Origin of the sequence: Bartonella gliris (genome assembly GCF_045277155.1) — a bacterium.
In the GTDB taxonomy this organism is placed as follows: Bacteria; Pseudomonadota; Alphaproteobacteria; order Rhizobiales; family Rhizobiaceae; genus Bartonella; species Bartonella gliris.
The window spans coordinates 1747811-1761259 of the sequence record NZ_CP123962.1; the positions used below are offsets into that span (position 1 = coordinate 1747811).

At 35.6% G+C, this 13449-nt stretch carries 10 protein-coding genes and 1 pseudogene; 10 read left to right on the forward strand and 1 reads right to left on the reverse strand.

All coding sequences use genetic code 11. From position 1 onward, the window contains the following. Window positions 1-109: 109 nt before the first annotated feature. The 3 genes from parA (at window position 110) to QHG54_RS07830 (ending at window position 3631) form a co-directional block, all read left to right on the forward strand. Window positions 110-739 (forward strand): ParA family partition ATPase, encoded by a 630-nt coding sequence (gene parA, locus QHG54_RS07820; RefSeq protein WP_317993693.1) that lies wholly within the window; start codon window positions 110-112, stop codon window positions 737-739. Beyond that, window positions 736-966, forward strand: a complete 231-nt coding sequence (locus tag QHG54_RS07825; RefSeq protein WP_317993692.1) for a hypothetical protein — start codon at window positions 736-738, stop codon at window positions 964-966. Before parA ends, QHG54_RS07825 begins: the two co-directional genes overlap by 4 nt. 1429 nt (window positions 967-2395) lie before the next feature. After that, the gene (locus QHG54_RS07830; protein ID WP_406604148.1) at window positions 2396-3631 is read left to right on the forward strand and encodes an MFS transporter; all 1236 of its coding nucleotides are present in this window, start codon (window positions 2396-2398) and stop codon (window positions 3629-3631) included. A 1232-nt stretch (window positions 3632-4863) separates the two neighbouring features. Here the strand turns inward: QHG54_RS07830 and QHG54_RS07835 are convergent. Next, window positions 4864-5022: a hypothetical protein gene (locus QHG54_RS07835; RefSeq protein ID WP_406604149.1), complete on the reverse strand. Its 159-nt coding sequence runs from the start codon at window positions 5020-5022 to the stop codon at window positions 4864-4866. Window positions 5023-5684: 662 nt separating this feature from the next. On the opposite strand from QHG54_RS07835, the gene QHG54_RS07840 reads away from it, so the two are divergent. The 7 genes and pseudogenes from QHG54_RS07840 to QHG54_RS07870 all read left to right on the forward strand — a co-directional run. Continuing rightward, window positions 5685-5900: an EexN family lipoprotein gene (locus QHG54_RS07840; RefSeq protein WP_317993690.1), complete on the forward strand. Its 216-nt coding sequence runs from the start codon at window positions 5685-5687 to the stop codon at window positions 5898-5900. 50 nt (window positions 5901-5950) lie between these two features. Next, the gene (locus QHG54_RS07845) at window positions 5951-6241 is read left to right on the forward strand and encodes an EexN family lipoprotein (RefSeq protein ID WP_406604150.1); all 291 of its coding nucleotides are present in this window, start codon (window positions 5951-5953) and stop codon (window positions 6239-6241) included. 200 nt (window positions 6242-6441) lie between these two features. Next, window positions 6442-6654: an EexN family lipoprotein gene (locus tag QHG54_RS07850; protein WP_406604151.1), complete on the forward strand. Its 213-nt coding sequence runs from the start codon at window positions 6442-6444 to the stop codon at window positions 6652-6654. 328 nt (window positions 6655-6982) lie between these two features. After that, window positions 6983-7243 carry a hypothetical protein gene (locus QHG54_RS07855; RefSeq protein WP_406604152.1) on the forward strand — a complete coding sequence of 87 codons (261 nt, stop codon included), beginning with the start codon at window positions 6983-6985 and terminating at the stop codon, window positions 7241-7243. An 873-nt stretch (window positions 7244-8116) separates the two neighbouring features. Further along, a complete protein-coding gene (locus QHG54_RS07860) occupies window positions 8117-8290 on the forward strand; it encodes a hypothetical protein (RefSeq protein ID WP_406604153.1) in 174 nt (57 codons plus the stop codon). A 3426-nt stretch (window positions 8291-11716) separates the two neighbouring features. Beyond that, window positions 11717-12160, forward strand: coding sequence for a flagellar protein FlgN (locus QHG54_RS07865; protein ID WP_406604154.1), 444 nt, complete (start codon window positions 11717-11719; stop codon window positions 12158-12160). A gap of 712 nt (window positions 12161-12872) precedes the next feature. Beyond that, a pseudogene (locus QHG54_RS07870) lies at window positions 12873-13150 on the forward strand (hypothetical protein); the annotation flags it as partial. Window positions 13151-13449 lie beyond the last annotated feature (299 nt).

Consider the following 13449-nt stretch of genomic DNA (forward strand, 5'->3'; position numbering starts at 1 on the left):
TTTATTGTGAAATAAGAAACGTCATTGCGTTGAGCATGTGAGATGATTCTTGTATGCTTTGTTCCTTTCTGTATAATCGTAAAAACGATAAAGCTGAAAGGCGTAATTCATGATCATTGGACTGTTGAATCAAAAAGGGGGGGTAGGGAAAACCACGTTGAGTGTCAACCTTGCTGCTAGCTTTGCACGTACTGGAGCACGTGTGTTGCTTATTGATGGTGATCCGCAGGGGAGTGCCTTAGATTGGGCGGCTGCTCGTGAAGGTGATCCTTTATTCCCAGTTGTCGGTTTGCCGCGTGCAACGGTTCACAAAGAAATTACACAGATTGGTCATAATTATGATCATATCATTATTGATGGTCCTCCACGCGTGACTGATCTTGCACGCAGTGCTCTTATGGCTTCGGATTTCGTGCTTATTCCCGTGCAACCTAGTCCGTATGATATTTGGGCAGCCGATGGAATCGTAAAGCTTATTGACGAAGCACGTGTCTATAAGGAAAATTTAAAATCTGCTTTTGTCATTAATCGTAAAATAGTCAATACAGCGATAGGACGTGATGTGGGTGAAGCCCTTGCCGTGTATCCGGTACATGTTCTTTCGACAAGTGTTGCACAGCGTGTGATTTTTGCGGAAGCTACAGCGCAAGGAAAAGCAGTCTATGAAATCAATGAGCAAGGATTAGCGGCAGCAGAGATTGAAGCTGTTGCAGCGGAAGTCAAGGAGTTCGCACAATGAGCAAAAAGATTAAGATTGGTACAAAACCAACCAATAAATCAACTGCTGTAACGGTTGATGCATGGGTAGAAAGCCGCAAAGGCAGTGTGGATAAATCTATGAAGCGTCTCACGATTGATGTGCCAGAAAGTTTGCATCGCTTGATTAAGATGAGTTGCGCCAGCCGTGGAACAAAAATAGCAGATGAAGTGCGTGAATTGCTTTCACAGAAATATGGAAAAATGTAAAAAATGATATACGACGAGAAGTTTTTTCGACTTAGTCTTTCTTTTTGAGAAGCAGATCTCATCCATGTAAACTGTGATCAAGAGTATTCTATCTCGTTACTGTTCTGAACATACTATAGAGATATACACAATTGACAATGTTGTAATTCAAGTGAAATTACATAAAGCTATCGAAAATCGTGGTTTAGGTCTTAACAACAACGAGAAAAGTTTCTATGAAATATGCTTATAGATGCTTACATGAGAAATAAGGAATTTATGCCTCATAATGGTCATGGTTATATTCGTATCCCCAATGCGTCCTCTGATAATAGTTAGGGATGAATAGAGTTTTGTGTATCATGCGCATGGTTTTGGATATTCAAATTGTGATTTGCATGGTTTTGGAGTAAATGCCGTCTCATCAATAGGTGAGCACGTAATAACAAATTATTCTCATCATAATGCTTACATTACAGCCGTTAAGAGCGAAAGAATGCTAGCAGATGCTAGAAAATACTCTCCAATTCTAGATGAGATAAAGCCAATCATCCGACGGTTCCCTTATCATGGTTTAGTGAGAAAATCTTTAATAAAAATGGACTTTGTGCCTAGCAGTATTTTTGCTAAACGAGATGTTGTTTTATCGAATACTCTTATAGTGGAAGATAATGACTCTTGGAAACTTACGAAACTAGGTTGATATTGGTATACTCATATTATGTTTTGGCTGATGCCAGAAGAAGATCAACGTATTTTAAAGGCATTTATTGCAAAAAAACTGGATAAAACAGGTAGATTTATAACTAAAAAAGAGCTTATGGATGTGTGATATATCCTTCCTTTTAAAGGATAAATATTTCTACTGCAATCAAAACTAAAATCTGACTTTTTTGATAATTTCCTGCTCTAGCAAGAAATTTAAAGCATATCTCCTTATCAGTAATGAGTACGTATGCATTGCTGTCTTCAGGTTAAAATAACATGCTCAAATATTTCCTTAAAAAGCATCTTCTACTCGTCGTCAAGAATAGAGAAATTTACAGTATTCTTGACAAAAAGGCATGGTTCCCTCTTTTCTCGTGTTGACTTTATCCATTCTTCTCAAAAAAAGTTATAAAAGAATAAATCTAATATTACATTGTATAAATGTTAAGAACAGTATCGCACTCGTGTGAAAAATGTGAGCTATTTATTGTACGTATATGGCAGATTTTTCTCTAAGAGTTTTTACATTTTTTCTTTTTCAAAAAGCAATTAAGAAAAAAATATTATATTGCTTAATATTGGTCTCAATGCTTGTATCATGATGCGTATTTCTTTAAAAGTTTTCTATTAACTTACTTAAGAGATTTATTAGAATATACGATCACTTTGAAGTTCATATCACAAATTCTATTAAATGGAGTGTAACTTTAAGTGTAGAAGAGTTTAATATTGGATAGTTGATATGAATTTATTTTTAAAAAAGAGTCCATTAGCTCTTTTTTCTTCTCTCTTTATTTCTAAAGTTGGTGATTATGCTTATGAAGTTATTTTTGTTTTACTTGTCTTAGAATTAACAGATAACTACTTTTTTACAGGTCTTGTCTATTTTTTCCGATTTATCCCTTTTTTCTTTTTTGGCCCTATAGGAGGTTGGTTAGCTGATAATTTTTCTTTGAAGAAAAATATGATCTTCAGTGAATTTATTCGATTATTAGCCTCATTATTTGTTTTTATAACCACTATAACAGGTACTGCACATATTATTGTTCTTATTTTTGCAGCAATATGTACGACGATAGGAAGAAGTATTTTTCAACCAAGTTTTCAAGCTGCTCTTCCGAGACTGTTTTCAATAAAGGATCTTACAAAGGCAAATAGCATTGCACAAATTATAGACGAAACTGCATCCGTCATTGGTCCTTTAGTTTGTTCCCTACTGCTTTTTTTAGCAAATAAATCGGCAGTGCTCATTTTTGATTTTTTTACCTATTTTATATCTCTTATAGTGTTGTTTCATCTCATGAATTTAAATTCAAGTAAGAATAAACCATTCCATTTTATACAAATTTATCGAGAAACAGCTTCCTATCTTAAATATATTTCTACAGAAAATAATAATTTATTTATTACGCTCGTTGGCTCATCGTTTGCTATTCTCTTTACTGGTGCAATTTTAAGATTTTTAATTCCAGCTTTTGTTCTTTCTGCGGGTGGACAGGAAAGCTTGGTGAGTTATATTTTTTCTCTCATTGCTGTTGGAACTATTGTCGGTGGTTTGTTATATCATAAAATTATATTCAATATCACATCGTTGAAGCTCATGGTATTTTGGCTTCTGTATGGGGTTATTCTGTTTGTTATGCCTTTAGCCGCAGCACTTTATTTAAAACTCCTTCTCGTGTTAGCATTTGTTTTAGGATTTATTGGTGCATTTGTGGATATTAGTTTAGTCTCAGCTCTTCAATTATACTCTCGTCGTGAAGATTTTGGTAAAAGTTTTGGAACCTTTTCAACTCTAGCAAACTCTGCTGAAGCAGTGTCTAGCTTTATTGCTGGGCTTTTTGCACTCGTGGGATTAGCGAGCTCTTTTTTAGCTATGTCTGCATTCATTATTTCCACTGGAATTATTGGAGTTATAAAACTTAACAAAAATAAAGACATAACACCCCTTAACACTACAGTAGATGACGATCATTGATATATTTGATATCTCCATGCCGTTTCTTTTTTCTAAGACGGTGAGTTCATTATATTGGGAACAAAACTCTTTATATTCCTAATTGCTTTTTGATGATTGTACGTAGAGTGATGTTCATTTGCCAGATTTTATAACAGTTGCTTGCACTTTCACAAACGTAAAAGGAGTGGTGCTTAATAGCTTGACTATTATACCATTCCACAGACCGCTGTCGTGAAATGGGCTTGAGAGCGCATTTACCAGTCAATTAAGAGATGTTGCTTTAAAGTAAGTGTGTAAATTGGCAACACAATAATGTTCTGTTTTAGCGGCAACGTTCTGTTTTACGTGAGGGACGTGACCCCATTGAGGTAACAAAAACGACGAAAAAAATTGAGATGAAGCACAGTATATTCCTTGCAATATGCACACACTAAAAAATATTGAAAATTGACCTATCCGCTCTTCATCTTCTTTTTGAATATACACGGATTGATTTAAGGGCATACTAAGATGTTAAAGAAGCAGCAGCGCGTATAAAGTTAATATTTTGGTTGCTGTTTTACAGAAATGCAAGGAGAAGAGATGCCATTATTGTTTGGAATACCACTGATAATTATAGTTTCCATTATGGGGGTGAGTTGCGTATATTTAATCTTGGTTCTATAACATACTCTTATTGCGCTTAGTGCCACCTGATCTTGACTTGGTACTTCTATGATTGATGTTATCCAAGAGCGCCCACCATCAACTATAGAATGGGTGCAAAGCACAATCAAAAAGCAGCAAAATCATTGGCTCCATTGACGTCTCACTTGCTTTTTTGGTTTTCTCATATTTTTAAGGATCAATGGGATTATAACTGCCATTGTCTCTTCTCCACTCTTATGGCTGTTCAAATTTACTAGACTACAGTTCATTTTGCGCTTTTTACACAGCAGATTGTAAGTTTTTATAATCGGTAGGGTGAGGGAAAATGGTCCTGATCTTTTGTCAAAACCATCATGCCTTCTGCAAGCCAGCACCATTATACTCTTCTACTAGCCTCAATGTTGCAGTACCTCTTGCATTGAAACGATTCATAAGGGGCATTTTTATGCTTTTTTTCTCGTGTTTTTACCCACACGCTCATCACGCTTGTGACGTGCAAGGGAAGGATTTTATTGGATTTAACATAAGTAGGTTTGAAATGAGAAAATCTTGGGATATTGGAGTCTCATTCAAGTTACAAAACAATGAACTATCCTTATAAATCAAGGTGATGTGGTAAGCCCCAAGCGCGCAAGATTAATCCCATCAACCAAATACTGTGCATAATAAACCTGTTGAATGACAGGCGCTTGCCGACAAATAACATTTTTATCAATTGGTTTGAAACAAGCCACGCCGTAGCAAAAGCACTGCACGGCCACTTAATTCCATTGCGTGAGGCAAATTGCCGTGTTTCACAGGTTTCAACACCATATAATCAGATATCATGAACAATTCTTTTTCTCCACGTCTCATCTATGGGGGTGATCATTTTAAAAGTAACACCACTTGTCACCTGTCTCGCGCTTAAACAGACAGGTCGTTTTCTATGTAGAATTGTGTTGAGAATGCTTAAATTGCGCTCAGAATGGTTGTGAATGAGATATTATTTTCTGTTTATTTCATAATAAAGAAAGAAAATATTACAATTAAACGGTAGCGCTCATTCTTTTTTTCAGCTATACGCCCATTTTATTAATTTATATTAATGTTTAGAGGGGGGGATGCTGAAAGTAAGTAATCGGTTTACTGAGATTCGTTCTTTGCAAAATTTATTCTTCAACAAAATCATTATCATCATCCTGCTTTTTTGCACTGGATTTATTATTTCTTGTTGCGAAAAATCCATCGCGCAGAAGATTTTAAGAACAATGGAAAATTACTTGAAGGATGGTTAGAGAAATGTGGAGAGCTAGGAGGGGGATCTTATGAACGCATCTCAAAATTGTAAAAATGCTGGACAAGCGCTTGGTGAACTTTTTATGGGGCACTAAAAAGTTGTGCTCAAATTTTGTAAATCTGAAAAACAGAAGGGGAATTAATCATGAACAAAGTCATTATGACAGCACTGCTTCTTTGCACTGGAATTGTTGCTGCTGGTTGTGAAAAAACCTACAGCGTAGCAGAGTTTAAGAAAGATGAGAAGTTACTCAAAGAATGGGCAGAAAAATGTGAGAAAATGGGACCATCTTCTCTAGAGACATCCAAAAATTGTAAAAATGCCCACCAAGCATATATGGAACTTATTTGGGGACGTTAAAAATCGTGCCATAAACTTTGTCAATCTGAAAAACAGAAGGGGAATTAATCATGAACAAAGTCATTATGACAGCACTGCTTCTTTGCACTGGAATTGTTGCTGCTGGTTGTGAAAAAACCTACAGCGTAGCAGAGTTTAAGAAAGATGAGAAGTTACTCAAAGAATGGGCAGAAAAATGTGAGAAAATGGGACCATCTTCTCTAGAGACATCCAAAAATTGTAAAAATGTCATACAAGCCGATATGGAACTTTTTCAAGAACATTATAAAAACCTTGCAAAGGAACTTCGTGGAGATACCAAAAAGAGGAATGAAACTGAGCAAAAAGAAGAGAACCATTAAATCATAAAAAAATATTTATGGTAACGTTCATTCTTTAGGCTTTAGGCTCGATTTATCGTCATTGGTTGCAAAAAATCTAATGTATAGGTGGTTTTGAAATTATGAAAAGGCACGATGAGCCGAGTGTACAACTTTTATAGGGCGTTAAAATCGTATCAAAAGTTTCGTAAATCTGAAAAACAGAAGGGGAAAATTTATTTATGAATAAAGTCATTATGACAACACTGCTTCTTTGCACAGGGCTTGTCGCTGTTGGTTGCGAAAAAACCTATAGCGTAGAAGATTTTAAGAAAGACGAAAAATTGCGCCTTGAGTGGGAAAAGAAGTGTTACTTAGGTGGGCCATCTATGCATACATCTCAAAATTGTGAGAATGCAATAAAAGCGGGTAGACAACTTCTTTTGGGAGGTTAAAAATCATGCTTAGATTTCGTGAATCTGAAGATAAAAGGGCAGCAGTGAAGCTATAAAGAAAAGAATTTATAACAAGATTGTTTTTTGCTCTCTTTTACGAGAGAATAAATTTTGTTTTAAACATCAAAGATGTTTCTTTCAGTAAATCGGAGCTCTTCTCTTCTTTTTCGAGTTTTTTCTCTTCATGATAACATTTTTATTTATAAGGATAATTTATTGTTTTGCATGTTGAATGAGAGACTCCAGTATCCAAAGATTCTCTCATTTCAAATCTGTTTATGTTGAATCAAATCAAACTACTCGCTTGCACGTCACAAGCGTGATGAGCGTGTGGGTAAAAACACGAGAAAAAAAGCGTAAAAATGCCTCTTATGAATTGTCTCAATGCAAGGGCTATCGCACATTGGGGGTTGGCAAAGAGGAGGATGGGGCCGGTTTGCACCTTCATAAGCGTAAAAGGAGTGGTGCTCAATGGGGCAACATATCACGATACATGCAACAGGCTGGACTTTTGGTATGTTTCCGTGGTTTTCGTTCGAGTTTAGAAAATTGGCTAGCAAAAATACCAATCCCCTTTATGAAGATGTAGAAACTTAGGGATGAGAGAAAAGCAGAACAAGTTTTTATCATACAGTCTCTTTAAAGAGTGTTGTGTCTTCATGAGGCAAGGATTTAACAGCGTTTACGAGTGAAAAGAGATTTGTGTTTAAAATAGATGCACGAGGTGCACGATACTCGTATACCTCATTAAAAAATCAACGAAGTTTGGGGATTGTTGTGTTCTGTTTTTCAATAGAAAGTGGAAGAGGATAAGGTTATTCTCAAAAGGATCTTATGATTCAAGGCAGAATGAAAACATTGAACCTTATTGTTAAAAATACACATAAAAACAAAGCTTACACAAGAAAAGTTGGATCTGACAGCTGGAATTAGAGCGTGATTGATCTGCTGTTATTTAGACATTTCACGAAAAAAGCTAAGAGATCTTAGTGCATCTCTATTACGAGAGCTAAGACAACAAATGCATTGATGCTAACGATCAACGTTGAATAAAGCATAGCGGCTTTTATGAGATCAGCCATAAAACCCCCTTTCTGTTCTTTGTGCTATCAATTTATGAATAACATAATGTTACAAATTGTAATATATGCTGATACAGCACATTCGGCAAGTTTAAAATCCTTCTTTAAATCTTATGAGGAATGAGGGCGCTGTGGCACTGTGGGGCATGAAAAAAGTGAAAAGTTCATTGTTTTCTTTTGCTTTTAAAGTGTGTAGGCAACAGGTTGTCCATGTGGCAAAAAATGCTTTTCTTTTCAGACAAGTCTTCTGATTGATTTTATGTCATAACAAGATTGACCAAAGCTGCTTTTATAAAGGAGTATCCAGTACAATCATTTATGATTATTGCAAGAGAAGAGCAATAGTATAGCGTGTTTCTGGATGTTGTAAGTTAAACTCTATGTTTTGGAAAAATCTTTGTTTTGCAGAGGAAATTATCGTTTCTACGCTTTCTTTTTTCCGTGTAGAGAGCCATTTTAAAGAAGTGATAGCAATGGAAAATTATGCATTATTTAATGATATGCAAGAGGATTGTATAGCAACCCAAATGCTAAAACGTCAGTGTGGGATTTGAAGCATTATGGATTGAAGCATGATGAGGCTTTACATTTTTTCATAACCTCTTGAAAGAACTTAAAAAATAATATATTATGAATGGATAACGCAAAGAAAAGCAAAAAATAATTAGAAAGGGTAATCTATGCAGCAGAATGTTTTAAATTATTTGCTTGGTGCTACCGTGTGGATATTTACAGGAGGTCCTTTTAAGTTATTGTTAAAAATACTTTTTTGTGCTTGGTAAGAGAACGGTAAGTCTTTTTGGATTGGTGCAAGCTGATCCTGTGGGGTGTCACATGGCATGCAGCATCAGATGCATAGAAAGCCAAAAGCTATGGAGGGTAAAGTGCTGGAATTTCTAAGAATTTAGATCTTTATCTTTATAGGCTGCAAGTTTTTGTTGAGTATGTATGGCAGGTAACGCATTGTCGTTTTTGTCGAAGATTGAAAATTCGTCACCGCTGTGTATGAGTTTGAGGATTTGTAGCCTTTTATAGAATTTGTATCGCGTCAATGGCGATTTCGGAGCAAACAAATAACAAAAATATACTTTCATATAATGTGTTGAAACATATTGTGTTAAAACATATTGTGTTGAAAGTTAAACAGATATACGCTTTTAAGGATCATCGTGCTGTTATTGGTATAATATCCGCACGATGAGCATAATCAGGTCTATCAGCATTCAGAAAGGTTGTTTAGTCTTTCTCATTTATTACGAGAGCTAAGACAACAAATGCATTGATGCTAACGATCAACGTTGAATAAAGCATAGCGGCTTTTATGAGATCAGCCATAAACCCCCCTTTCTGTTCTTTGTCTGTTCTTTGTGCTATCAATTTATGAATAACATAATGTTACAAATTGTAATATATGCTGATACAGCACATTCGGCAAGTTTAAAATCCTTCTTTAAATCTTATGAGGAATGAGGGCGCTTTGGCACTGTGGGGCATGAAAAAAGTGAAAAGTTTATTGTTTTCTTTTGCTTTTTAAGTGTGTAGGCAACAGGTTGTCCATGTGGCAAAAAATGCTTTTCTTTTCAGACAAGTCTTCTGATTGATTTTATGTCATAACAAGATTGACCAAAGCTGCTTTTATAAAGGAGTATCCAGTACAATCATTTATGATTATTGCAAGAGAAGAGCAATAGTATAGCGTGTTTCTGGATGTTGTAAGTTAAACTCTATGTTTTGGAAAAATCTTTGTTTTGCAGAGGAAATTATCGTTTCTACGCTTTCTTTTTTCCATAGAAAGCCATTTTAAAGAAGTGATAGCAATGGAAAATTATGCATTATTTAATGATATGCAAGAGGATTGTATAGCAACCCAAATGCTAAAACGTCAGTGTGGGATTTGAGGGATTATGAGGCTTTACGTTTTTTCATAACATCTTGAAAGAACTTAAAAAATCCTGTACTATGCAGAGATAACGCAAAGAAAAGCGAAAAATAATTAGAAAGGATAATCTATGAGAAAGGGTAATTTTGATTATTTTCTTGATGTTATCGTGTGGGTACTTACAGGAGGTGTTTGTAAGTTATTGTATGAAACCCTTTGGTTGTCTTGGTAAGAGAACAGGAGAGAACGGTAAGTCTTTGTGGATTGATGCAAGCTGATCCTGTGGAGTGTCACATGGCATGCAGCATCAGATGCATAGAAAGCCAAAAGCTATGGAGGGTAAAGTCTGGAATTTCTAAGAATTTAGATCTTTATCTTTATAGGCTGCAAGTTTTTGTTGAGTATGTATGGCAGGTAACGCATTGTCGTTTTTGTCGAAGATTGAAAATTCGTCACCGCTGTGTATGAGTTTGAGGATTTGTAGCCTTTTATAGAATTTGTATCGCGTCAATGGCGATTTCGGAGCAAACAAATAACAAAAATATACTTTCATATAATGTGTTGAAACATATTGTGTTAAAACATATTGTGTTGAAAGTTAAACAGATATACGCTTTTAAGGATCATCGTGCTGTTATTGGTATAATATCCGCACGATGAGCATAATCAGGTCTATCAGCATTCAGAAAGGTTGTTTAGTCTTTCTCATTTATTACGAGAGCTAAGACAACAAATGCATTGATGCTAACGATCAACGTTGAATAAAGCATAGCGGCTTTTATGAGATCAGCCATAAAACCCCCTTTCTGTTCTTTGTCTGTTCTTTGTGCTATCAATTTATGAATAACATAATGTTACAAATTGTAATATATGCTGATACAGCACATTCGGCAAGTTTAAAATCCTTCTTTAAATCTTATGAGGAATGAGGGCGCTTTGGCACTGTGGGTCATGAAAAAAGTGAAAAGTTTATTGTTTTCTTTTGCTTTTTAAGTGTGTAGGCAGCAGGTTGTCCATGTGGCAAAAAACGCTTTTCTTTTCAGACAAGTCTTCTGATTGATTTTATGTCATAACAAGATTGACCAAAGCTGCTTTTATAAAGGAGTATCCAGTACAATCATTTATGATTATTGCAAGAGAAGAGCAATAGTATAGCGTGTTTCTGGATGTTGTAAGTTAAGCTCTATGTTTTGGAAAAATCTTTGTTTTGCAGAGGAAATTATCGTTTCTACGCTTTCTTTTTTCCGTAGAGAGCCATTTTAAAGAAGTGATAGCAATGGAAAATTATGCATTATTTAATGATATGCAAGAGGATTGTATAGCAACCCAAATGCTAAAACGTCAGTGTGGGATTTGAAGCATTATGGATTGAAGCATGATGAGGCTTTACGTTTTTTCATAACATCTTGAAAGAACTTAAAAAATCCTGTACTATACATCACTAATGCAAAGAAAAGCGAAGGATAATTGAAAAAGGCAATCTATGGATGCTATAATTTATCTTTTTAATGTTGTTGCGTGGCTACTTTTAGAAAGTTTTCTTCAGATACTGTGGGTAGGATATTGTGCCTGTGGGAAATAGAGTAGGAGAAAACAGTAAATCTTTGTGGATTGGTGCAAGCTGATCCTGTGGAGTGTCACATGGCATGCAGCATCAGATGCATAGAAAGCCAAAAGCTATGGAGGGTAAAGTGCTGAAATTTTTAAGAATTTAGATCTTTATCTTTATAGGCTGCAAGTTTTTGTTGAGTATGTATGGCAGTCAACGCATCGTCGTTTTTGTCGAAGATTGAAAATTCGTCACCGCTGCGTATGAGTTTAAGGATTTGTAGCCTTTTATAGAATTTGTATCGCGTCAATGGCGATTTCGGAGCAAACAAATAACAAAAATATACTTTCATATAATGTGTTAAAACATATTGCGTTAAAACATATTGTGTTGAAAGTTAAACAGATATACGCTTTTAAGGATCATCGTGCTGTTATTGGTATAATATCTGCACAATGAGCTCAATCGGGTGTATCAGCATTCAGAAAGGTTGTTTAGTCTTTCTCATTTGAGTTCAAGATTAGGCAATACTGTTGAAGAGGGGAAATAAAAATGTCTGTAGTGCAATATGGTGATGATAGTTTTGCATCAAAAGTAAAAGTGCTTGATAATAATCTTATTGATCGTGATTGGGCAATGACAAAATTTGTAGCCGCTGTTAAAGGGTTGGCACAAGTGATTGATTATGAAAGCAATATGCTAGAGAGCAGTGGTGTTCCAAATTATGAAGAAATAAATTTATGTAAAACACGTGGCTTACGTGATCTTAATAAATCTATGAGCGATATAAAACGCTACATGAATGAAGATATTGAGAATGAGGTCGAAAGCTTGTTATCAGATTTACAGGAAAAATTACGTCGTAATAGTGAATTGCTTCAAATTCACTTGGATGCAGCGAACGATCTTTCGCGCGCTATGCAAACAGCTGCACACGCAAAAGAAACAGATGGAATTTGTGATCCCATTTCAATCAATATCGGGCGTTCTAAATAATTAAAATAATTACCTGAAGTTGTAGATTTGTTTACAGCTTTGGGTATTTTAATTTTTAGTGACGCAATTTATGCAATTTTTATTCTCACATTACAAAAAATTTGCTCTTTACTATAAAAGAGATTGATTTTCGATGTAGGGAGGCAATTTCTCTTTTGGTTGATTGAGAGATTTTTCCTTAAAGGGAAGGGGGGTCTGCTTTGTTTGCTCTTTAGAGAGATGCCTTTCTCCTCCTTCCTATAGAGTGCGCGCCTTTTTATGGAAACTTATACAAAATGTTATTCCTTTTTATGAGGGGACATTTTTCGTATCTGTGCGTTATAGAGAAGATTTATACGTGGACGACTGGTAGAATGGGACGCGATGCTATCAATGTTGTAACATTGATGAAGGGTGTTTTTTATTTTATAATCAACACATTGATTTATAATAATAATTTGTCGTTTTGCATGTTGAATGAGAACCCCGAATATGGTAAAATTTTCTCATTTAAAGCTTGTTTATATTGAAGCAATAAAAACCGTTTATTGGCGCGCCACAAGTAGATGAGTGCGTGGATACAAAATCCTCTAAGAAAAGAGTAAAAATCCCTTTTATAAACCGCTTCCATGCAAGAGCAGTCGCAACATTAGGAGCTAGCAAATAGGATGAGAGTGCCGGTTTATGCCTTTATAAGTGTAAAGATGGTAATCTCCAATGGATCTTAAGCTATATTGCTCACAGGCAGCGCAATGAAATGGGCTTGGGAGAAGCGCAAGGGGGAAGCAGTGAGAAGAGGTTCCTTTAAAACAAGTACGTGAATGTGCAACACAATGACATTCCATTTTGTGTGAGGGACGTGCTCCCATTAGACACGTGATAAACAAATCCCATTAGACACGCGATAAACAAAAATGTGAGGCAATGCGTAATCTCCATTCTTTAAAAGATATTGCTGTGGATGCTTTTGAAAGTCATAATGCCAAATTAAAAGAAGAGGGTAAAGGTGGCAATCTCATCAAATGGTTGGTACATGTTTTCGAGCATTAATGCAAACTATACCACTGTTGAAGAGGGCAATGCTGTCTGCTTCTATGGATGACTGGAGATTGTCAAAAGATGACGGAATATCGTCAAAATTTCTAAGTATGACTCTTATAAAAAGCACTTTTTGTTGTTCAACGTCCATCTCACGACGCTGCTCGTAGATGGTATAATGCAAAATTTATTGAACAACACTATTTTCACGCTTATGAGGGAACAGGTTGGTATCAGCATTACACTTATCAATTCCCAATTTCGTCGACTGC

Excerpts from the sequence above, each read along its gene's own strand:
- parA (WP_317993693.1), top strand. The coding sequence starts at position 110 with ATGATCATTGGACTGTTGAATCAAAAAGGGGGGGTAGGGAAAACCACG.
- QHG54_RS07825 (WP_317993692.1), top strand. The coding sequence starts at position 736 with ATGAGCAAAAAGATTAAGATTGGTACAAAACCAACCAATAAATCAACT.
- QHG54_RS07830 (WP_406604148.1), top strand. The coding sequence starts at position 2,396 with ATGAATTTATTTTTAAAAAAGAGTCCATTAGCTCTTTTTTCTTCTCTC.
- QHG54_RS07840 (WP_317993690.1), top strand. The coding sequence starts at position 5,685 with ATGAACAAAGTCATTATGACAGCACTGCTTCTTTGCACTGGAATTGTT.
- QHG54_RS07845 (WP_406604150.1), top strand. The coding sequence starts at position 5,951 with ATGAACAAAGTCATTATGACAGCACTGCTTCTTTGCACTGGAATTGTT.
- QHG54_RS07850 (WP_406604151.1), top strand. The coding sequence starts at position 6,442 with ATGAATAAAGTCATTATGACAACACTGCTTCTTTGCACAGGGCTTGTC.
- QHG54_RS07860 (WP_406604153.1), top strand. The coding sequence starts at position 8,117 with ATGTTTTGGAAAAATCTTTGTTTTGCAGAGGAAATTATCGTTTCTACG.
- QHG54_RS07865 (WP_406604154.1), top strand. The coding sequence starts at position 11,717 with ATGTCTGTAGTGCAATATGGTGATGATAGTTTTGCATCAAAAGTAAAA.